Annotated in this window: 13 protein-coding genes; 9 read left to right on the top strand and 4 right to left on the bottom strand. The window is 68.1% G+C overall.

From position 1 onward, the window contains the following. Positions 1-144 precede the first annotated feature (144 nt). The 9 genes from QH948_RS00475 to QH948_RS00435 all read left to right on the top strand — a co-directional run bounded on the left by QH948_RS00475 (position 145) and on the right by QH948_RS00435 (position 17,490). Positions 145-5,310, top strand: a complete 5,166-nt coding sequence (locus QH948_RS00475; protein ID WP_281145029.1) for a DEAD/DEAH box helicase — start codon at positions 145-147, stop codon at positions 5,308-5,310. Next, positions 5,307-8,117 carry a DUF8741 domain-containing protein gene (locus QH948_RS00470; protein ID WP_281145028.1) on the top strand — a complete coding sequence of 937 codons (2,811 nt, stop codon included), beginning with the start codon at positions 5,307-5,309 and terminating at the stop codon, positions 8,115-8,117. Before QH948_RS00475 ends, QH948_RS00470 begins: the two co-directional genes overlap by 4 nt. A 4-nt stretch (positions 8,118-8,121) precedes the next feature. After that, positions 8,122-10,443 carry a DNA methyltransferase gene (locus tag QH948_RS00465; protein WP_281145027.1) on the top strand — a complete coding sequence of 774 codons (2,322 nt, stop codon included), beginning with the start codon at positions 8,122-8,124 and terminating at the stop codon, positions 10,441-10,443. Beyond that, positions 10,440-11,291: a hypothetical protein gene (locus tag QH948_RS00460; RefSeq protein ID WP_281145026.1), complete on the top strand. Its 852-nt coding sequence runs from the start codon at positions 10,440-10,442 to the stop codon at positions 11,289-11,291. The genes QH948_RS00465 and QH948_RS00460 overlap by 4 nt, the downstream gene beginning before the upstream one ends. Positions 11,292-11,422: 131 nt before the next feature. After that, positions 11,423-12,046 (top strand): hypothetical protein, encoded by a 624-nt coding sequence (locus QH948_RS00455; RefSeq protein ID WP_281145025.1) that lies wholly within the window; start codon positions 11,423-11,425, stop codon positions 12,044-12,046. Then, on the top strand, positions 12,043-12,879 hold the full coding sequence (locus QH948_RS00450; RefSeq protein WP_281145024.1) for a hypothetical protein: 837 nt from the start codon (positions 12,043-12,045) through the stop codon (positions 12,877-12,879). Before QH948_RS00455 ends, QH948_RS00450 begins: the two co-directional genes overlap by 4 nt. Then, on the top strand, positions 12,876-15,218 hold the full coding sequence (locus tag QH948_RS00445; protein ID WP_281145023.1) for an AAA family ATPase: 2,343 nt from the start codon (positions 12,876-12,878) through the stop codon (positions 15,216-15,218). The genes QH948_RS00450 and QH948_RS00445 overlap by 4 nt, the downstream gene beginning before the upstream one ends. Then, positions 15,190-16,401, top strand: coding sequence for an McrC family protein (locus QH948_RS00440; RefSeq protein ID WP_281145022.1), 1,212 nt, complete (start codon positions 15,190-15,192; stop codon positions 16,399-16,401). Before QH948_RS00445 ends, QH948_RS00440 begins: the two co-directional genes overlap by 29 nt. 951 nt (positions 16,402-17,352) lie before the next feature. Beyond that, positions 17,353-17,490 (top strand): hypothetical protein, encoded by a 138-nt coding sequence (locus tag QH948_RS00435; protein ID WP_281145021.1) that lies wholly within the window; start codon positions 17,353-17,355, stop codon positions 17,488-17,490. 124 nt (positions 17,491-17,614) lie between these two features. Here QH948_RS00435 and QH948_RS00430 read toward each other — a convergent pair whose 3' ends face one another. The 4 genes from QH948_RS00430 to QH948_RS00415 all read right to left on the bottom strand — a co-directional run bounded on the left by QH948_RS00430 (position 17,615) and on the right by QH948_RS00415 (position 22,774). Beyond that, positions 17,615-19,228, bottom strand: a complete 1,614-nt coding sequence (locus QH948_RS00430) for an alpha-amylase family protein (protein WP_281145020.1) — start codon at positions 19,226-19,228, stop codon at positions 17,615-17,617. Positions 19,229-19,467: 239 nt separating this feature from the next. Then, positions 19,468-20,865 carry an ABC transporter substrate-binding protein gene (locus QH948_RS00425; RefSeq protein ID WP_281145019.1) on the bottom strand — a complete coding sequence of 466 codons (1,398 nt, stop codon included), beginning with the start codon at positions 20,863-20,865 and terminating at the stop codon, positions 19,468-19,470. A gap of 58 nt (positions 20,866-20,923) precedes the next feature. Then, a complete protein-coding gene (locus QH948_RS00420; protein ID WP_281145018.1) occupies positions 20,924-21,850 on the bottom strand; it encodes a carbohydrate ABC transporter permease in 927 nt (308 codons plus the stop codon). 12 nt (positions 21,851-21,862) lie between these two features. Continuing rightward, complete coding sequence (locus tag QH948_RS00415; protein WP_281145017.1) at positions 21,863-22,774, bottom strand: carbohydrate ABC transporter permease; 912 nt, start codon at positions 22,772-22,774, stop codon at positions 21,863-21,865. Positions 22,775-22,883 lie beyond the last annotated feature (109 nt).

Raw genomic sequence — 22,883 nt, 5'->3', positions numbered from 1 at the left:
GGTCACGCAGCACCGCGCGCGAGGCGACGGCCGCACCAGTCAGCTGGGAGGTTCCGAAGCGCACCTCGGCCCTCCACGACGGCCTCCTCTCAACAGCACGGAGCCACGTCCGCTAGGGTGCAAGCACGCGGCGAGGAGGTAGCGTTGGACGTTTTCAAAGTGCGCGAGACGGTCATCGAGGACTACCGCGCATTCACCACCTCATCCATCGACGTGAAGGACGTTCGCCTCAAGGAACACTACGAGCGGGAGCTTGACGCGGATCGACAGTGGCCCGAGCCCTGGATCTCCCTCAACCCAGCATTCGCCTCCGGGGGCGGCATTGACGAACTCGTCCGAGTCGGGCTCCTCCACCCGGAATGCGATCCCATCTTCCGCGTGAAGCAGCACCTCGAAGACCGTGGCACCTCTCCCATCACGCTCCACAGGCACCAGCGCGAGGCCATCGAGGTCGCCAAATCGGGCCAGAGCTACGTTCTCACCACGGGAACGGGCTCCGGCAAGTCGCTGGCCTACATCATCCCCATCGTCGATCACGTCCTGCGCCAGCCGAAGACCCCCGGGGTCAAGGCGATCATCGTCTACCCCATGAACGCCCTCGCGAACTCGCAGCGCGGCGAGCTGGAGAAGTTCCTCCTCAACGGCTACGGGGAGGGCAACGAGCCCGTCACCTTCGCCCGCTACACGGGGCAGGAGTCCGGCGAGGAGCGGGATCGCATCCTGAAGGACCCGCCCGACATCCTCCTGACCAACTACGTCATGCTCGAGTTGGTTCTCACGCGCCCGGACGAGCGGGCTCGCCTGGTGAAGGCGGCCCGGGGGCTCCAGTTCCTCGTCCTCGACGAGTTGCACACGTACCGCGGACGCCAGGGTGCCGACGTCTCGATGCTCGTGCGTCGGGTCCGCGACGCCTGCGCATCACCGAACCTCCAGTGCATCGGCACCTCGGCGACGATGGCCAGCGGAGGTTCATCCCTCGATCAACGCCGCACCGTCGCGGAGGTCGCCACACGAATCTTCGGCGCCCCTGTCGCCCCCGAGCACGTCATCGGCGAGACTCTCACCAAGGCAACCACCGGGCGCGACGACGACGTCGCGGGCCTCCGCGCCGCCGTCCGGTCCGGTCAGCTCCCCGGCGACTTCGACGGGTTGGCGGCCTCACCGCTTGCGGCCTGGATCGAGACCACGTTCGGACTCGCCACCGAGGAGGGCACCGGCCAGCTCGTCCGCCAGAGCCCCCGACGACTCAGGGAGCACGCAGCACCCGCACTCTCCGACCTCACCGACGAGCCGTTGATCAACTGCCATGAGGCGATTCAGCGCTGCCTCCTCGAGGGGTCGGAGGTGCGACACCTGCGCACGGGCCGCCCGCTCTTCGCGTTCCGGCTGCACCAGTTCATCTCCAAGGGCGACACCCTCTACGTGTCCCTGGAGCCCGAGGACACCCGCTTCATCACGTCGAAGTACCAGGTCGCGGTGCCGTCGGCGAAGGAGAAGCTGCTCTACCCGCTGGCCTTCTGCCGCGAATGCGGTCAGGAGTACGCCGTGGTCCGCGCCGTGACTCGTGCCGGCGAGACCAGCTACCAGCCTCGCGCCTCCCGGGACGTGGCCGAAGACTCCGCGCAGGACGGCTACCTCTACATCTCCACCACGCTCCCCTGGCCAGTCGACCCAATCGCCGAGGGACGGCTCCCGGACTCCTGGGTCGACGTCGACAACCACCCCCTCTCCACGAAGGTGAGGTATCTGCCGCAGCGGGTCACCGTCGACACCGCCGGCCATGCAGTCGACTCGGGCGGCACACCGGCCGCGTTCATCCCTGCCCCGTTCACGTTCTGCCTGTCCTGCCAGGTCAGCTACGAACAGACCCGCGGCCGCGACTTCTCGAAGCTCGCCACCCTCGACGCCGAGGGCCGGAGCTCCGCCATCTCTGTTCTCTCCTCCAGCATGGTGCGTGCCCTGCGGGAAGTGCCCGAGGACGAGCTGCCGAAGGAGGCGCGCAAGCTCCTCACCTTCGTCGACAACCGACAGGACGCCAGCCTGCAGGCCGGTCACCTCAACGACTTCGTCCAGATCGCCCAGGTCCGCGGCGCGCTGTTCGCCGCCATGAAGGCACAGCCCGATGGCTTGACCCACGAGGACGTCGCCGCGCACGTGGTCAAGGCGCTCGGCCTCGACTTCGCCGACTATGCGGCCTCACCCGAGGCCGTCTACGCCGCGAAGGCCCGCACCGACCGCGCCCTGCGCGAGCTCGTCGAGTACCGCCTCTACCTGGACCTGCAACGCGGCTGGCGCATCACCATGCCCAACCTCGAGCAGACCGGGCTGCTGCGTGTCAGCTACGAGTCCCTTGACGACGTGGCCGCCGACCAGAGCCTCTGGGACTCGAAGCACCCCGCGATTCGAGATGCCGCCGACGGTCACCGCGAGGAGCTCTGCCGACTCATCGTGGACGAGTTCCGCAAGGTACTCGCCGTCGACGTCGACTGCCTCACCGAGACGGGCTTCGAGAAGATCAAGCGCCAGTCGTCCCAGGAGCTCGCCGGGGCCTGGAGCATGCCGGGCAACGAGCAAATAGCCCCGGTGGGCACCGTGTTTGCCTTCCCCTCTCAGCCCGGCCGCGCGCGCCAAGGGCTCCACCTCACAGGGCGCTCGGCACTCGGCCGCTACCTCCGACGGCCGAACCAGTTCCCCTCCCAGCCTGATCGGCTCACCAGCGACGAGGCCCAGCAGGTCATCCAGGACATCCTCTCCGTCCTGTGCCGCGTCGGGATCCTCACGGAAGTGGACAGCGACGGACGACGGGGCTACCGGCTCCGAGCCTCCGCCATTCGCTGGAAGGCCGGCGACGGGACCACCGCCGCGGCCGACCCGATCCGCAAGACCCTGGTGGCCGACACCGGCGGACGGGTCAACGCATTCTTCAGAACCCTGTACGACGGAGTCGCACGCGAGCTGCGCGGCATGTCCGCCAGAGAGCACACCGCACAGGTTCCACCCGCGGAGCGGGAGACCCGCGAGCGGGAGTTCCGAGAGGGATCGCTTCCGCTGCTCTACTGCTCCCCGACGATGGAGCTGGGCGTCGACATCTCCAGCCTCAACGCCGTCGGCCTGCGCAACGTGCCCCCGACCCCGGCGAACTACGCGCAGCGCTCCGGCCGCGCCGGGCGCTCCGGCCAACCCGCGCTCGTGCTGACCTACTGCGCCACCGGCAACTCGCACGACCAGTACTACTTCCGTCGCCCTGCCGACATGGTCGCGGGATCCGTGGCCGCACCCCGACTCGATCTGACGAACGAAGCGCTCCTCCGCAGCCACGTCCAGGCCGTGTGGCTCGCCGAGACCGGGGAGAAGCTCGGCTCAAGGATGACCGACCTCCTCGACACCGAGGGCCAGGCCCCGTCACTCATGATGCAGCCTGAGAAGGCCCACGCCTTCGCGGATCCCGACGCCATCCGACGCGCGATCGCGCACACCCACAGCATCGTCGCCCCGATGCTCGAGGAACTGCGCGCCACCGCATGGTGGCGGGAGAACTGGGTCGAGGACATCGTCACCAAGGCCCCCAGCAACCTCGACAAGGCCTGCGACCGGTGGCGCAAGCTCTACCGGGCGGCGCTCGCGGACCAGGCCACCCAGAACCGCATCGTGCTGGAGAGCAGCCGCTCCCAGGCCGCGCATCGGGCGGCCCAGGCCCGGCGCCGGGAGGCCGAGAGCCAGCTGCGCCTCCTGCGCAACGAGGACGACGAGTCGAACCACTCCGACTTCTACACCTACCGCTACCTGGCCTCGGAGGGTTTCCTGCCCGGCTACAGCTTCCCGCGTCTACCGCTCGCCGCGTACATCCCCGCGGTCCGCGGAGCGGTCGGGAAGTACGACGGCGGCGACTACATCCAGCGTCCGCGCTTCCTGGCGATCGCCGAGTTCGGACCCGGGGCCCTGATCTACCACGAGGGCGCCCGGTACGAGGTCACCCGCGTCCAGGTCCCGCTGTCCCCGACCGGCCAGGGAGTGATCGACACCACCGAGGCTCGCCGATGCAGCGAGTGCGGATACCACCACGACCGGAAGCCCGGGCTCGACGTCTGCGAGAACTGCGGCAACGAGCTGGGATCCACCACCTACGGCCTGATGGAACTCACCACCGTCTACACCAGGCGCCGCGAGCGCATCTCCTCCGACGAGGAGGAGCGACGTCGCGCTGGCTACGAGCTGCAGACCTCCTACCGGTTCAGCGAGCGCGGCAACCGCTCCGGCAGCCTGGCTGCAGCGATCGTCTCCGACGACGGGGCACAACTGGCGGACCTTGCATACGGGGACTCCGCCGAACTCCGCGTCACCAACCGTGGGCGCCGCCGCCGCAAGGACCCCAGCACAGTCGGCTTCTACCTGGACCCCGTCGAGGGAAAGTGGCTCTCCGAGTCCAAGGGTGACGACGCCCAGACCGACGACGGCGAGCACGACCCCGACCTTGCCAGGGCAGTCCGTGTCATTCCCTACGTCCGGGACCACCGCAACATCCTGGTTCTCCGCCTCGCCGAGGCGCTCCCAGATGACGCCGCAGCCACCCTCCGCTACGCCCTCGAACGGGGCATCGAGGCCACCTTCCAGCTCGAGGATTCGGAGCTGGCCAGCGAGGCCCTGCCCGACCCGGATCACCGCGGCCGGATGCTGTTCATGGAGTCCGCAGAAGGAGGGGCGGGCGTCCTGCGCCGGCTGCAGGCCGAGCCGGGCGCCATGGCGCTGGCTGCCCGCACGGCCCTCAGCATCGCCCACTTCGACCCCGACACCGGTGAGGACCTCAGCTACCCGGAGTCCGACGAAGAGCGGTGTGAGCGCGCCTGCTACGACTGCCTGCTGTCCTACGGCAACCAGAGCGACCACGCGTCCATCGACAGGCACACGATTCGCGATCTGCTCCTCGACCTCGCCGCAGGCAGGACCATCTCGTCCTCGTCCGGACAGGCCCGCGGGGAGCACGCCGATGCTCTGATGGACGCCGCGGACTCCGAGCTGGAGCGCCGATGGATCCGTCTGCTGGTCGAAGGCGAGTACAAGCTCCCCGACTCGGCACAGCCACTCCTCAACGATGCCGGGTGCCGCCCAGACTTCGCCTACTCCGCCGAGCGGGTGGTCATCTTCATCGACGGCCCCGTGCACGACCGCCCGGACAAGGCCGCAGAGGACGATGCCGTCCAGGAACGCCTGCTGGACGCCGGCTACACCTGTATCAGGTTCAGTCATGACGCAGACTGGGCAGCACTGGTGGAGGAGAACGGCTTCGTCTTCGGAGAGGGAAGAACGGCGTGACAGCATTCGCAGCCGGAAGCCTGGTCGCTGCGCGAGGACGAGAGTGGGTGGTGCTGCCGGACAGTTCGGACGACTTCCTGGTGCTCCGACCGCTGGGCGGCACCGACGACGACATCGCCGGGGTGTTGCCCGCCATCGAGCACGTCACCCCGGCGACCTTCCCCGCGCCCAGCCCTGACGACCTGGGCGACCACCAGAGCGCCCGCCTTCTCCGCAGTGCGCTCCAGATCGGCTTCCGGTCCAGCGCCGGCCCGTTCCGGTCGCTCGCCGCGATCGCCGTCGAGCCCCGCGCCTACCAACTCGTCCCCCTCCTCATGGCACTGCGGCAGGACACCGTTCGACTCCTCATCGCCGACGACGTCGGCATCGGCAAGACCGTCGAGGCCTCCCTGATCGCGACCGAGCTGCTCACCGTCGGTGACGCCCGCGGCCTCGTTGTTCTCTGCAGCCCCGCGCTCGCCGAGCAGTGGGCCGACGAGCTGCTCACCAAGTTCGGGCTGGAGGCCGAACTCGTCCTCGCCAGCACCGTCCGCCGACTGGAGCGTCAGTGCATCGCGGGCGACTCGATCTTCGAGCGATTCCCCGTCACGGTCGTCTCCACCGACTTCATCAAGTCGGACCGCCGCCGCAACGAGTTCCTCCGCACCTGCCCGGACCTGGTCATCGTCGACGAGGCGCACACCTGCGTCGCCGACGGCGGTCTGGCAGGGAAGGCACGGACCCAGCGCTACGACCTGGTCCGCGACCTCGCCGCAAGGCCGGACCGTCACCTTCTGCTGGTGACCGCGACCCCACACAGCGGCAAGGACGCCACGTTCCGCAATCTCATCGGCCTCCTGGATCCCCAGCTCGCGGACATCGACCTCGAGCAGCCCCGCGGGCGCGAGCTCCTCGCGCGCCATTTCGTGCAGCGCCGCCGCGCCGACATCAGGCAGTTCCTCGACGAGAACACCCCCTTCCCGTCCGACCGGCTGTCCAAGGAAGCTGCCTACGACCTGTCCCCCGCCTACCGGGACCTGTTCGACGACGTCCTCGCGTACGCCCGGGAGACCGTGCGCAACGCCCAGGGCGCGCTGGAACGTCGCGTCAGCTGGTGGTCGGTGCTCGCCCTCCTGCGTGCCCTGGCTTCGTCCCCCCGGGCCGCCGCCCAGACGCTGGCCACCCGCTCGGCTGCCCTCGCCGGCGAGTCCGCCGGCGAGGCGGACGCCCTGGGCCGCGCAACGGTTCTCGACGCCGCCGACGATGAGGCGCTCGAATCCGCCGACGTCACTCCCGGCGCCGACCAGGCAGCCGGGTCCGGCTCGGCACAGCAGCGCAGGCTCCGCGGATTCCTCGACCGCGCGCGGAAGCTCGAGGGCACGGGCGACCGGAAGTTGGACGCCATCACCGCGCAGGTGAAGGAGCTCCTCGCCGACGGCTACGCGCCCATCGTCTTCTGCCGTTTCATCGACACCGCCGAGTATGTCGCCGAGCACCTGAGGAAGAAGCTCGGCAAGGGCACGACGGTCGGAGCCGTCACCGGCACCCTTCCGCCAGCCGAGCGGGTCGCGCGGATCGCCGAACTGACCGCGAGCGAGGGACCCACGGTCCTCGTGGCCACCGACTGCCTCTCCGAGGGTGTCAACCTGCAGGAGCAGTTCCAGGCCGTCGTGCACTACGACCTGGCCTGGAACCCGACGCGCCACGAACAGCGCGAGGGCCGCGTCGACCGGTTCGGGCAGCGCAGGGATGTGGTGCGCACCGTGACCCTCTACGGCCGCGACAACCACATCGACGGCATCGTCCTCGATGTCCTGCTCCGCAAGCACCTGGCGATCCGCAAGGCGACCGGCGTCTCCGTGCCGGTGCCGGACAACAGCGATGCGGTCCTCGAGGCGCTGATGGAGGGGCTGATCCTCCGCGGCGACGACCACCGCCAGGACACCCTCGACATCGAGTATCAGCAGAAGACCGACGAGCTCGACCGCGAATGGCAGTCCGCCGCCGAGCGCGAGAAGGCCTCCCGCACCAAGTTCGCCCAGCGCTCCATCCACCCCGATGAGGTACAGGCCGAGGTCACGGAGATCCGGGCCCACCTGGGAACCCACGCGGATGTCCGCTCGTTCACGGAGACGGCGCTGCGGGAACTGAAGTCCACGCTCACCCCGCAGCAGTCCGGTTTCACCGCGACCACGGCACCGCTGCCCGCCGGGCTGCTCGACGCCCTGCCGCCCGGCCGCGGGGCGGGCCTCCAGTTCGTCGACGACTTCCCGGTCGCCCGGGGCGAGAACGTTCTGCACCGCACCGACGACGCGGTGGAGGCCATCGCGACCTTCGTGCTGGAGTCCGCCCTCGACTCGGGTCTCCCAGAGGAGGCCCGCCCCGCGCGTCGCTGCGCCGTCGTCCGCACCACCGCCGTCGAGGTCCGAACCACCCTGCTGCTCGTGCGGTACCGGTTCCACCTCACCCTGCCCTCGCGCGCCGGGGACCGCACGGCGGTCGCCGAGGATGTCGCCACCCTCGCCTTCACCACCGCGGGCGGGCAGCTGAACTGGCTCGACGAGTCGGCCGTCGAAGAGCTGCTCGAGGCCCAGCCCACCGGCAACGTCCCCAATCCGCGGCCGTTCCTCGACTCTGCTCTGGCCAAGCTCCCCGAACTACAGCCCCACCTTGAGCAGCACGGCGCGGACCTCGCCGAGCGGATCCGTGCGTCGCACCGCCGGGTCCGCGCCGCGTCGGGCTCGACGGTCCGAGGGCTCGGCGTCCGGGCGGATAACCCGCCGGATGTCCTGGGTGTGTACGTGTTCGTCCCGGTCCCGAAGGGCTGAAGTCATGGCTGGTGAATCCTTCGTCGGTGTCCGCGTGCAGGGTGGCCTCATCCCTGCCGAACTGCTGTCGCGCATCTCTGTCGGCGCTCTGCCCGGGCAGTCCTCCGCCGACTACCATCTCGCTCCGGGCGAGTCCGTCCGCGAGGCCGCCAACAGGGCCTGGGCGTATCTGACCGGCGTGTGGGCCACCTACCGGCAGGCCGCCGAGCGCCTCCCGGAGTCCGACCGCGGGACAAGCCTCACGCGCGAGCGGTGGCTCCTCATCCTGCTGCGCGAGCTCGGGTTCGGGCGCGTCTCGACCACGCCGGCGGGCGGGCTGCAGGTCGAGGGCAAGAGCGCACGCATCTCGCACCTGTGGGAGCAGGTGCCCATCCACCTGCTGGGTCATCGCGTCGAGCTGGACCGCCGCACGCAGGGGGTCGCGGGCGCCGCCTCCCAGTCGCCGCAGTCGATGGTGCAGGAGCTCCTCAACCGGTCCGACGAGCACCTCTGGGCGGTGCTGTCCAACGGTGTGACGCTGCGCCTGCTGCGCGACTCGACATCGCTCGTCGGCTCGTCCTACGTCGAGTTCGACCTGGAGGCCATCTTCGACGGCGACCTCTTCGCCGACTTCCTCGTCCTGTTCAGCGTGTGCCACGAGTCCCGCCTGGCGATCCGAGATCCACAGAAGGGTGCCGCGTCCTGTTGGCTGGAGGCATGGCGGGGCGAGTCGCTCGAGTCCGGCACCCGGGCCCTCGACCAGCTCCGCGATGGCGTCCGCGAGGCCATCACCACCCTCGGAACCGGCTTCCTCGCCCATCATGCCAACGGTGCGCTGCGCGACAGCCTGACCGACGGGACCCTGCGCATCGAGGACGTCAACCACGCCCTCCTGCGGGTGGTCTACCGTCTCCTGTTCACCTTCGTGGCCGAGGACCGCGGACTGCTGCTCGATCCCGACGCTGCGCCCAGCACGAGACAGCGCTACGTCGAATTCTTCTCCACCGCCCGACTCCGCCGCATTGCGCGGCGTCGTCGCGGCACCCGGCACACGGATCAGTGGCGGGCCCTGAACCTCGTCTGGGACGGCCTCGGTTCGGTCGACGGGCGCCCTGAGCTTGGACTCATCGGCATCGGCGGGCTGTACGACGCCGGCCCGCTCGACGTCTTCCGCAACGCGGAGCTCTCCAACGAGGCGCTGCTGCGCGCGGTACGCCAGCTCAGCCTGATCGAGGAGGCGGGGTCGCGCGTCAGGCGGGTGGTCGACTACCGCAACCTCGGCGCGGAGGAGCTCGGCTCGATCTACGAGACCCTGCTCGAGTACGTCCCCTCGTGGGACGCCGGTCGTCGCAAGTTCGAGCTGCTCAACTCGGCCGGCAACGACCGCAAGTCCACGGGCTCCTACTACACGCCCACCTCCCTCATCGAGTGCCTCCTCGACTCGGCCCTCGACCCCGTCCTCGACCGGGCGGAACGCCAGCCCGACCCGGAGTCGGCGCTCCTGTCCCTGACCGTGTGCGACCCAGCGTGCGGCTCGGGCCACTTCCTCGTCGCCGCCGCCCGCCGCATCGCCAAGCGCGTCGCGACGATCCGCACCGGCGACCCTGAGCCCCCGCCTGAGCGGATCCGCGAGGCTCTCTCCGACGTGGTGGGCCGGTGCATCTACGGCGTCGACATCAACCCGCTCGCCGCCGAGCTCGCGAAGGTGTCGCTCTGGCTGGAGACCCTCGACCCCGGCCGTCCGCTTGCGTTCCTCGACGCCCAGATCAAGGTGGGCAACTCGCTGATGGGCACCACCCCGGGCCTCATCTCGGGCGGAGTTCCCGACGACGCGTTCGCCGTCCTAGAGGGCGACGACAAGAAGGTCACCGCCGCACTGAAGAAGCAGAATAAGGCAGAGCGCGCGGGGCAGGACGAGCTGTTCGCAGCGCCGGCTCCCACGGTCGATCCGACGCTCGCCCAGGACCTCGCCAGCCTCATCACCGGTATCGGTGCAGCGTCACTGGCCGACGTGCACGCCCGGCAGCAGAAGCTGCATGCCCTCGAATCCGATCCGGCCGTCCAGCGACTCCGACTCGTAGCCGACGCCTGGTGCGCCAGCTTCGTCTGGCCCAAGCTGCCCGGCGCACCGAAGGCGATCACAGACAGCACCGTCCGATCCATCGAGCGGGGCGAGAGCCTCCCAGCCGACACGGCCGACACGATCCAGGCGCTCGCCACCGAGTACCGGTTCTTCCACTGGCACGTCGAGTTCCCCACCTGTTCCGCCCCGGCGGCCAGGACGAGGCGCTCGGCTGGACCGGAGGCTTCGACGTCGTTCTCGGCAACCCTCCATGGGAGCGTGTGAAGCTCCAGGAGCAGGAGTTCTTCGCCTCCCGCGACCCAGAGATCGCCACGGCGGCCAACGCCGCCGCCCGGAAGCGATTGATCAAGAAGCTCGCGGACACCGACCCAGCCCTCTTCGAGGAGTACGGCGCTGCCCTTCGCCGGGCGGGGGGCGAGTCGCACTTCCTTCGTCTGTCAGGCCGCTTCCCGCTGACGGGCAGGGGTGACATCAACACCTACGCGGTTTTCGCCGAAGGCAGCCGGCATCTCATCGCCGACCGAGGGCGGATGGGGATGATCCTGCCCACTGGCATCGCCACCGACGCCACGACGCAGTACTACTTCAAGGACCTGGTCCGGCGCGCGTCCCTCGTCAGTCTGTATGACTTCGAGAACGCCAAGCCTCTGTTCGATGGCGTGCACCGATCGTTCAAGTTCTGCCTGCTGACCCTCGCAGGGCGCGGTGAGCGCGTGCCCAAGGCGGACTTCGCGTTCTTCGCGCACGACCCGTCCGACCTACTCAAGGACGACGCCCGCTTCGAGCTCACCCCCGAGGAGATCCAGCTCCTCAACCCCAACACCGGAACCTGCCCGATCTTCCGCACCCGCCGCGACGCCGAGATCACGCTCGGCATCTACCGCCGCGTGCCTGTGCTGATCAACGAGAACGACCCAGTGAATGGCAACCCGTGGGGCATCAGCTTTATGAGGATGTTCGACATGTCGAATGACTCGCATCTCTTCCACACCCGCGACGAACTCGAGGCTGACGGCTGGACGTTGAACGGCAACGTCTTCGAACGCCCAGTCGCGGCAGCCGAGAGAGAGAGAGAGAGAGAGAGAACACCTCGGCCGGAGTGGAGCGAATGATGCCGCTCTATGAAGCCAAGATGCTCCACCTCTACGACACCCGGTGGGCTACCTACGAGCCGGACGGGACTACTCGTGCGATGACAGAGGAGGAGAAGGCCCGCCACCTGGCCCCACTTCCTCGCTACTGGGTGGCCGAGTCGGAGATCGACCGGAAGCTCGCCGGGCGGTGGAACAAGACCGGGTTCGTCGGTTGGAGGGACGTGTGCCGAGCAACCGACGCACGCACGGTCATCACCACGATGGTGCCCGCAAGCCAGGGCTACGGCCACAAGTGGATGCTGGCTCTTCCGTCGACAGGCGACCGGTTGCTGCAGGCATACTGGTCATCATTCGCACTCGACTACGTGGCTCGCCAGAAGCTCGGCGGTACCTCGATGTCCTTCGGGACTATTTCACAGCAGCCCATTCCTGCCCCCAGCGATGTGATGGGAGAGCAAGTCCCGCTCGACCGGCCGCTCGCGTCGTGGATCGACCTACGAGTCGACCGGCTGAACGGCTGGATCGCCGATCCTGACGAGCGCGCACGGGTCAGGGCAGAGCTAGACGCCTTGATGTTCCACATCTACGGCCTTGGCCGCAACGACGTGTCGTACGTGCTTGATACGTTCCCGATCGTGAAGCGCAAGGACGAGGCGGCATTCGGCAGCTACCGCACCAAGGAACTGATCCTCGCGGCCTACGACGCCCTCGCCGAGGCCGAAGCGTCCGGCACCCCCTATTGCGCGCCTTGGAATCAGGAGGTCCACCCATGACGCAGCAGGTCGAGCGCATGCTCCCCCTCTACGAGGCGAAGATGCTGTCCGCCTACGATCATCGCGATGCAGACGTTGTGAAGAGTGCAACCGCTGCGAAGCGCCAAAACCAGCCTCGCTACCTGACTGACCAAGAACACCTCGACCCGCAACGCGAGGCGATTCCCAATGTTTGGATTCGTGAGGAACTGGTCGATTCAGAGTTGCCCGAATGGCTTACTGGTTTTTCTGACGTAACGAGCAGCACGAATGAGAGAACTATCATTTCGGCAGCACTTCCAAGAGCAGGAGTTGGTCACACTTACCCTCTCTACTTCGCTTCAGCTCCACACCTTCTACTCGCGCAATGGAACTCATTCGTCGTCGACTTCATGGCTCGACAAAAGGTCGCAGGACTTCACTTGACCTATACGTATCTCCGTCAGCTGCCCCTCCTGCCTCCGTCTCGATTCGAGGGGCCATGTCCATGGACTGTGCTTGAGTCCCTACGGGACTGGTTCGCCCAACGGGTGGTCGTCTTGAGTTGCACAAGCGAATCCATGAAGCCTATGGCGATGGAAATCCGCGGAGTATCCCAAGTGAATCCATGGGACCCTGCACTGAGGATTTCACTCATGGCCGAGCTCGATGCGGCCCTGTTTCAACTATTCGGGGTGACCCGCGACGATCTCGACTACATCATGGAGAGCTTCCCGATCGTCAAGCGGAAGGACGTCGCGGCACACGGCACCTTCCGCACGAAAGACATGATCCTCGAGGTCTATGACGCGATGCAGGTCGCGATCGACACGGGTACTCCGTACCGCTCCGCGCTCCAAGAGGAGCTGGCATGACGCTGCAGGGTGGTGGATCCGAGCAAGATGCCCCGGCTCGCGATGCGGGCCCCGCACGCGCCTGGGTGGTCCGGGCCGGTAGCAAGGGGGAGGCGGAAGCCTCGAACCTCCAGCTCGGCCGCGCCAGCATCGGATGGTCCGACGTCCCGGACATGACACATCTCACCAGCCGCGAACAGGTGCGCGGAGTCGTCGACAAGCTCTACCCGGACAAGTCCCGGCCGAGCCGTGCTGCCACCACAGGCCAACTGTGGGCTTTCCGCTCCCTGATTTCCCTCGGCGACATCGTCGTGATGCCGCTCGTGACGCACCCGGGCATGATCGCAGTGGGCCGGTGCATGGGGGGTTACGGCTACGACCCCACCGCAACGGGCATGGGGCGTCACTATCTGCCCGTCCGGTGGCAGCCGGAGTTCGTGCCCCGTACCGCTCTCCTGCAGGACCTGCAGAACACGATCAACGGCGCGCGGACTGTCTTCGGCGCCCACCGCAACGGCGCGGCAGAACGCCTCGAGGCCCTGGCGCAGGGCCTGGTCGATCCCGGGCCTTCTGATGCTCGAGAGCCACAGGACTCGTCCCGCTATGAACGTCCCCCCTACTACGTGATTCTCGAGGCCGCCCTGGAGGCGGTGGAAGCCGGGACGTGGACGACCTACGGCGACCTGGCAGCAGTCGCGTCCACGAACCCGCAGAAGGTTGGCAACTTCACCAACGGGAGCGGCGCCGAGGCCGCTCACCGCGTGCTCGGGAAGGATGGCAGACCCGTCGCCGGCTTCGGCTGGGCCGACAATTCTCGACCTACACAGCGCGAGGCCCTCGAAGCCGAGGGCGTCATCTTCGGCCCCTCCGGGAACGCCGACGAGACCCAGCGGGTCCGCGCCGAGGACCTCCGCGAGTATCTGGAGATCATCGGAGTTCTCGAACCTCTCCCACGGCGCGCCTGGCTGGTGCGGGGATCTTCGGTCGACGGTCACGACCTGGTGCCCACCTGGCTGGGCGCTGGGTTCGCGTCCCTGCGAGCCGCCAAGCTCCGCGAGGTCGAGGCGGGCATCAGCCGAGCGGAGCTGAAGAAGGTCGTCGACGAGGACTACTCGCAGACCTCGTATGCGGCAAAGGCCGCGAAACTCGACGAGTTCCACGCCTTCCTGACGCGCATGCGCCTGGGCGACGTGATTGTCACCACGAGCCAGGGCAAGCTCCACGTGGGCACGATCACCGGCCCAGCCGAGTACGCCCCCTCACCCGGGGGCCTGTCGAATCTGCGTCGCGACGTCGACTGGTCGCCGGACAGGCATGACTACGGCGACCTCGCCCCCGAGATCAAGTCCCGGCTGCAGGTGCAGTACGACGTCGTCGAGATGAGCCAGCAGCTCGAGCTGCTCGAGGAGCTGCTCACTCCAACCCAGGTGGAGGAGCCGGTACCGTCGCCGACGGTTCGCGAGCTGGTGCTCCCCGACGCCACCGATGAGCTTGCCGAGCGCCTGCACGTCGACAAGTCCTGGCTGCAGGAGTGCATCGACCTGCTCCGCGACCGGCCGCAGCTCATCTTCTACGGCCCTCCCGGCACCGGCAAGACGTTCATCGCGCAGCACCTCGCAGCCCACCTGGCCGGCGACAACGTCCGCCTGGTCCAGTTCCATCCCGCCTACTCGTACGAGGACTTCTTCGAGGGCTACCGACCGCTGGAAGAGGGTGGCTTCAAGCTCAAGCCTGGGCCGTTGCGGAAGGTGGTCGACGCGGCGCGGGACAACCCGTCGACGCCCTACTTTCTCATCATCGACGAGATCAACCGCGGCAACCTCGCCAAGATCTTCGGCGAGCTGTACTTCCTGCTCGAGTACCGCAGCCAGAACGTCGATCTCCTCTACGCCACCGACGACGACAGCGGCTTCACGCTGCCGGAGAACGTGTTCATCATCGGGACGATGAACACTGCCGACCGGTCGATCGCGCTGGTCGATGCGGCGATGCGCCGCCGCTTCGCGTTCGTTCCGCTCCACCCGTCGGAGCCTCCCACCAGCGATGTCCTGCGTCGTTGGCTGGTGGCGACCGGGCGCGACGAGACGGTGGCCGATCTGCTCGACGCACTGAATCGACGGATCGAGGATGAAGACTTCAAGATCGGTCCCTCGTACCTGATGCGCGACGCGGTGCACGCCGACGGCGGGTTGGATCGAGCGTGGCGCACCGCGATCCTGCCTCTGCTGGAGGAGCACCACTTCGGTGACGGGATCGATGTGCGCAAGCGCTACGGCCTCGACGCCATCTTGGCGCGCGTCGCCGCATCCAAGAAGCCTGTCGAGGCGGACGATGACGACGCGGCCGCTGATCCTTCGTGAGGGCGAGCCTCCCCAGCTCGTCCACCTGAGCCGGAGCACCGCCGAGGCTCTGCAGGCGTCCGGTGCCCTGACGATGACAAGGGCCGATCGGTCCGGCTGGTGGGAGGTGGCTGCGGGCACCCAGGTCGGTGTCATCGAGGTGGCTGGGCTTGAGGTGATCCTCCGTCCCAAGATCGACATCAACCGGCTGGTGTTCCTGATGGGCTTCGCCCGCCGCCCAAGCCACTGGCGAGACGATCTGGTCCACCTGGACCAGGACGTCGCTCTGCCCGAGGCGCTCGCGGACGCCTTCCTGGCGCTCGCCCGCCGGGCTGTGGACCAGGGGCTGCTCAAGGGCTACGTGACCGTCGACGACAGCCTGCCCGTGCTGCGGGGTCGCATCCGGGAGGCGGACCAGCTCCGCCGACGCTTCGGGCGCGAGGTGCCGCTGGAGGTGCGCTACGACGACTTCACCGTCGACATCCCTGAGAATCAGCTCATCCTCGCCGCCGCCCAGCGTCTGCTGGCCCTGCCCGGTGTGGGCCGACGACACCGCGGCGGGCTCCAACGGCTCCGCCTCCAACTGGCGGACGTCTCGCGCCTGCATAGCGGGGTGCAGCCGAGCTGGACGCCCAGCCGACTCAATGCCCGCTACGTTCCCGCGCTTGAGCTCGCCGAGCTGATCCTGGGAGGCCGGTCCTTCGAGCAGCGCGTGGGCGACACCGTGGTCACCGGCTACCTGCTCAACATGGCGAAGATCTTCGAGGACTTCGTGACGGTCGCCTTGCGGGAGGCGATCCGACCCTTCGGCGGCCGGTCGCAGCTGCAATACGGTGCCTTCCTCGACGAAGCGGAGACCGTCCCCGTCAAGCCCGACTTCGTCTGGCTGGAGCAGGGCGTTGCGCGGCTCGTGGTCGACGCGAAGTACAAGGCGGAGAAGCCCAGCGGCTTCCCCCAGGCGGACCTCTACCAGCTGCTCGCCTACTGCACCGTTCTCGGGCTCGATGAGGGGCACCTGGTCTACGCGAAGGGGGCGGAGGATGAGCGGACACACGTGGTGAAGCAGGTGGGCGTCCGGATCATCGCGCACACCCTCGACCTCGACGCGTCACCATCCGACCTCCTCGCCCAGATCGCCGGCCTCGTGCGTGACATCCACCCTGCCAACAGCTCTCATCCAGCTCTTGGGACCACAAAGCCCTAGTACCAGCGCCGCCTCCGCCGCTTAGGGGGTGGCGCCCAGTACACCTGGCGGTGGGACGGCGGCCAACCCTGAAAACCGCTCCGCTCGGCCATCACTGCCCTGGCATCTTGCCCCTCGTCTCGGAGGCGAATGAACTCGTCGATCGACGACAGCAGAATCCGTGGCGCGCCGCCCTCATCTCCGAAGTAGCGCATCTCCATGACGAAGGATAGCCCGCGCACCTTCGAGTACGGCACCTCCAGGAGCTCGGCTGCCCGCCGCGACGTGACGTACAGCGGGCGGACGATCGGCGGCTCCCAGCGCGGTTGCGTCCCCTCGTTCACCACCCTCGCCGCCAGACAGCCTCAGTCGGCATCGGTCATCGGACTACAGGACGCCGCGCGGACCAGTGAAGCGCTGAGAGTTGTCCAGCTGCAGCTTCTCAGGTTAGTGGAGCGGCTGGTGACGGCTTCTCCTCTGGTCATGGCTCGCCTTTCGTGGCTAGCAGAGTAACCGTGGCCTGACCCGCAGTCCTAGCCAAGAAGGAGAGACCCCTAGCCAGCCGCTACTGACTAGGGGTTTCGGTTGTGGACGCAATGGAGCTTTGCGGGATCAGGCGACCCCGGGTCGCGGGGCTCGTTATCCGCGTGGAATCAAGGCATCTGCGAGGATGCCGACCCTGTCGGGGAGTCAGATGAACCACTGACCGGCGCGTCGGCCGAACCAAAGAACCAACCTCGAACACGGCACACGGACGAGGAAGTGGACGCTATGCGAACAGCCCGCGCGCAGCGCGTCAGCGTGATCGTGCTGGCGCGCCAGTTCGGGCTTCACGGTGGCACCGTTTGGGTCAAGACGAGGGAGATGTCAGCTCCAGCGCCGTGAGAGCCATCCCGCACGAGCAACATGAGGGGACGGCATCACCGTCTCGCATAGCTCTCGGGTTCGACCACGGGCCGATGGCCTTGACGTGTGACTGTTTTGTACCGCTCGCTCTTCACCTCCAGCCCCCAGGATGCTGCCGGCTACGTCGCGCGAGCACGCGGGCTCTACATGGCGTGGGCAACCGAGACCAGTGACGACCCCGGCCACGCGGCACTCGCCGCCTGACAACCCACGCGACCACGAGGAACCCGACAAAGCCTCGATACACCACTCAAGAGGACTTGACCGGGGGCCTCTCCTGTGCCTATGCACGCAGGAAGCCCCACAGCGAGAACAGTGCAGGTCTCCCTCACTCGGACGGGGCAGCGGACTCGGTCGCGTCGAACGGATCGGCGCCGTCGTCGGCGAGCCAGTCGTAGTGGACGGTGCGGTCGCAGGCCTCCCAGCGGGACGGGGTGGCAGTGTGCAGCCAGTCAAGCGGCCGCACGCCCCCAGGGGCACCGCCGTCGAGGGCCAGTCTCAGCGCGACGGCGAGATCCGCGTCGACCCGTTGGGTGCGCGTGGCCGGGTCGACCGAGACGAACAGCACCGTCCCCGATCGGGCGATCAGGTCGAGGAACTGCCGGTTCTTGCCCCAGTCGGTGGCCGGCGTGCTGGGAACGCAGTCCGCGTCGACTGCGAAGAACCGGCCGTGCTGGGCCAGCCGGAACGCCAGCGTGTTGACGCCCACGCGCCGGGTGCGCTCCCAGACCAGGCCGGAGGTGTCGTCGCCGGTGCGCTGCGACTCGACGAGGCCCGCAGCGAGGTGCCCGACGACGTTACAGCCGAGCACGACACCGTCGTCGCCGGCGGCACCCCGGATCACTCGGTAGAAGTCGACCAGCACCTCGGCGGTGGTCCGGGTGCGGTCGTGGACGTGCACGCCGTCGGCGATGGGACGCGGGCCCATGGTCGGCCCCCACTGACCGAGCGCCTCGAAGGTGGAGAAGTCGTGCTTGATGAGGTCGTAGCCCCAGTCGCGGATGCGTCGGACGTCGGCGGCGACCCGCTCGAGCGTCGCGGGATGGCTGGGGTCGAGGGCCCAGCCGCCCTCCCAGGGGCGCAGGCCGCCGGCCTCGGGCCGCCAGCGGTGCTGCAGCGGGCGGAACCAGATCCCCGGTCGCACTCCCTCCGCGGCGATGCGGGCGGCGACCTCCGCCATGTCTGGGAACTCACCCGGGCGGCCGACGTCCCAGGGCCCGCCCGAGGCGGGCAGGCCGTCGGCGGTGCCGTCGATGCTCCACCCGTCGTCGACGACTCCGAAGGGCCGGACGGGATGGTCGCCGACGAGGTCGGCGATGGTGCGGGCGTCGCGGACGACGGCGTCGGCGTCGAAGCCGCGGCCGTAGGCGTAGTACCAGTTGTTGGCACCGACGAGCGGGCCGGTGGGTCGCGGGTCGCGGCAGAGCGCGGCGGCCAACGCGCCTTGGACCGTGAAGGGGTCGCCGCCGTCGACGAACCGGACGACGGCGGCGGTCAGCTGGCGGTCCCCCAGAAAGACCGCGGCGGAGCCGGCGCGGACGTCGAGCCAGAGCGAGACGCCCCCGTCGTCGACGGTCCAGAAGGCGAACGATCCGGCGCGGACGTCGACGCCGGCGCCCCACGTGGACCCGGCAGCTGGCGAGTGCACGAGCACCATCCACGGGTGCGCGACGTCGGGGCGCAGCGGCTGCCAGCAGGTGTCGCCGTAGGTGCGCTCCCAGGCGTCGCCCAGGATGAGTGCGTCCGCGGGAAGCGCGCGGCGCCAGCGGAGATGCACTCGGCTGAGCGGCGTCCCCGCCGTGGCGAGCCGGACGGCCAGTCCTCCGTCGGCTGTTGGGATGAGGTCGACGGCGACGCCGGCCGCGGCGGGGGCGCGCCAGGCGTCGCGGGGTCCGGACTGGACCCGGACCAGGTCCGGCGTCGGGACGGTCAGGCTTGGCATGGCTCCTCCTGTGGGGCGGGATGGGTTGAGCAGATGGCACCAGTCGCGGAGGTCCCCCCGCGGTGCGCCACCGCCAGCAATACAGGGCAGGCCGGCTCGTCCGGTTCCGGCACGACCTCCGGCGCTCCGGCGCTCCGGCACGCCTGAGCGTGGGCTCGGCCGCGACACGTGCCATCTGCTCAACCCAGACCAGACGGGGGCCGGACGGTCGCCCGCCCGGCCCCCCGTCGGTCAGTGGATCAGCCGTTGAACAGGGCGTTGACCTGCTCGTTGGCGGCGTCCAGCGACTCCGGCTCAGCCTTGCCCGAGAACACCGCGTCGACCGCCGGCTGCATGATGTTGGTGATCTGCGACGCGTAATCGGTGATCGGGAAGAGGAACGTCGTGCCGTCGTTCACGTGGACGAGGAAGGGCTCAACGTCGATGCCGCGATCGGCAAAGGCGGCCTGAGCCTTGTCCGTCGCCGAGGGGATCGCCGGGAACACGACGCCGGCCTCACCGACGATGTCCTGGCAGGCGGCGGAGCCCATGTACTCGACCCACTTGACGGCCGCGGCCTTGTTGTCCGAGCCGGCCCACACGGAGTCGGCGAGGCCGTTGTACATGGAGGCGCGCTCACCGGAGGGGCCCGTGGGCGTCGGCGCGAGGCCGGTCTCGACGTCGGTGTAGGAGAACATCTGGTTGATCATCCAGGAACCGTTGGTGATCATGGCGTACTTGCCGGCGCCAAAGATGTCGGCGGAGCTCTGGCCGGTCACGGCCTCGATGCTGGGCATGTAGCCCTTCTCTACCAGGGAGCCCATCCAGGTGATGGTGTCCTTGAACTCCGGGGCGTCGTAGTTGTACTTGGTGCCCCACGGGTTCTTGTCGGTGATCGTCCAGTCGGTGGTGCCGGTGTACATGGACCACTGGGTCTGGCCGTTGCCGCCACCCGAGCCGCCGTCGAGGCCGAGGCCGTAGACCGCGACCTTGTTCTTGTCGAAGCCGGGCTCGTCACCGCGCACGCCGTTGGTGTCGACGGTCAGGTGGGCGATCATCTTCTCGTAGCTGCCGCCGTCCTGGGGGTTCCAGTCGAGGTTAGCGAGCTCGGCCTCGTCGACGCCGGCCTCCTCGATGAGGGCCTTGTTGTAGAAGATGGCGACGGTGTCGAAGTCCTTCGGCAGGCCGTAACGCTGGCCGTCCTGGCCGACCCACAGATCGGCGAGCCCCTCCTGGTAGTTCGATACGTCGACGCCGTCGGCCTCAAGGGTGGCGTCCAGCGGGACCAGCTGGCCCTGGGACACGAACTCGGGGTACTTCGACAGGTGGTTGGTGAAGACGTCAGGGGCGGTGCCGGCCACGAAGCCGTTGGTGACACCGGTCCAGTAGTCATCCCAGGCGTACTGCGTGATGGTGACGGTGATGCCGGACTCCTCCTTGAAGTCGTCGGCGCACTGCTGGTAGGCGGCCTTCTGGTTGTTGTCCCAGAGCCAGTAGTCGATCTCGCCGGAGGCGGCCGACGTGTCGAGCGCGTCGCCGGCGCCGGTGGCGCCCGGCTCAGTGGTGCCGTTGTCGCCGCCGCAGGCGGTGAGCGTCAGGGTCAGGGCGGTGAGGGCCGCGAGGGCCGTGCCGGCTTTGCGGAGCTGGAATCGGGCCATGGTGGTGGTGTCCTTTCGTGACGGGGAGGAGTGGGTGGGTCTAGGGGTCGGGCGGCGGTTACTTGCTGCCCGAGTAGCCGATGGAGTCGATGATTCGACGGGCGAAGGCGAAGAACAGCGCCAGGACGGGGATGGCGGCCACCAGGGTGGCGGCCATGAGGCCCGCCCAGTCCGGCGAGCCGGCGGGGGTCTGGGACCGGAACACGCCGAGCGCGACCGTGAGCACGCGGGTGCCCTCCGTGTTGCCGACGAGCAGTGGCCAGAAGTAGTCGTTCCATGCGGTGATGAAGGTGAGGATCCCGAGGGTGGTGATGGGCGCGGTGCTCATCGGCAGGATGATCCGGAAGAAGGTCCGCCAGGGTCCCGCCCCGTCGAGCGACGCGGACTCCTCGATCTCCCGGTTGATGCCCAGGAAGAACTGGCGCAGGAAGAAGATCGCGAAGGGGGTCATGAGGAACGTCGGGAGGATCATGCCCGGGAAGGTGTTGAGCAGGCCCATGTTCTTGATGAGGATGAAGTTGGGCAGGCTGGTGAAGATCGGCGGCACGAGCAGCGCCCCGAGGAAGATCCCGAAGACGATGTTGCGGCCGGGCCAGCGCAGGCGGGCGAAGGCGTATGCCGCCATCGCGGAGAAGAACACCTGGCCGACGGTGACGGCGGCGGCGTACACGATCGAGTTGCGCAGGTAGAGCCAGAAGTTCACTGAGGCGCCCGAGCCGCCCTCGGCGATGGCCTCCTCCTGCGTGGCGAGCCCGAGCACCCGCTCGAACGCGCCGAAGGTGAAGTCGACCGGCAGCAGGGATGAGGGGTCCGACGGCAGCGACCGGGTGGTCGACAGCGCCGTGCGGAGCATCCAGTAGAACGGGAAGAGGGTGAGGATCAGGAAGGCGATCATCGCGACCCAGGCGACGATGCGCCCGGCGCTCCACTTCTTGCGACGCGTCTGAGGGGCGTCGTCGACGGTGGTGTCAGCGTGGCTGGTCATGGGTCAGACTCCTTACGCCAGGTCCGATTCGCCGGCGCGCAGCATCCGCAGCTGGATGGCGGCCAGGCCGGCGAGGATGATGAAGAGGATCACGGCGAGCGCCGAGCCGTAGCCGAACTGACCTTCTCCGAAGGCCTTCTGGTAGATGTAGTACTGCATCACGCGGGTGACGTTGATCGGTCCCCCTCGCGTGGTCACTGCGACGGTGTCGAACACCTGGAACGAGCCCGTGACCGTGATGACGAGGATCATCGCCAGCACCGGACGCAGCAGCGGTAGCGTCATCTTCCAGAACGACGTCCACTCGGACGCGCCGTCGATGGACGCGGCCTCGTAGACGTACTTCGGGATCGTCTGCATACCGGCGAAGACGAGCAGCGCGGTGTAGCCCATGTGCCGCCACACGTTGACGAAGGCAATGGTGGGGATCGCCCACCTCTCGTCGGCGAAGAACGCGATCCTGGAGGCGCCCAGCCACTCGATGACCTGGTTGAACAGGCCGATCTGGTAGTCGAGCAGCCAGAACCACAGCATCGCGGCGATGACGTTGGAGATCAGCCACGGCAGCAGCAGCGCGCCGCGCAGGACGATCGACTTGGTGAGGCGCTGCATGAGCACCGCCAGCACGATCGCGATGACTGTCTGGAAGCCGATGTTGAGGATGACGTACCAGATGGTCACGGCCATCGCGTTCCAGAACAGCGGGTCGACGGCGATCTTCTCGAAGTTGTCGGTGCCGATCCAGGTCGGCGACCCCAGGATGTTGTACTGCGTGAAGCTGAAGTAGAAGCCGCGGATGGCCGGCACGAGGTAGAAGACCACGAATCCGACGCCGGCAGGCGCGATGAACAGCAGTGCCGTGAGCAGGTCGCTGCGGCGCTTGCGGTTCGGGACGAGGTCCGGCTCGGTTGCTCTTGTACTCACCACGTTCCCCTCTTTGGGATGGGCCCCGGCGACTCTGCCCGGGGGTGTGCTGGTTTGCATGATGGAATCTACGCGCGTCACATCCGTAGCGCAACCCCCCGTTACAAAC

Origin of the sequence: Tessaracoccus lacteus, from assembly GCF_029917005.1 — a bacterium.
Classification (GTDB): domain Bacteria; phylum Actinomycetota; class Actinomycetes; order Propionibacteriales; family Propionibacteriaceae; genus Arachnia; species Arachnia lactea.
This window is presented reverse-complemented; position numbering and strand designations above follow the sequence as displayed.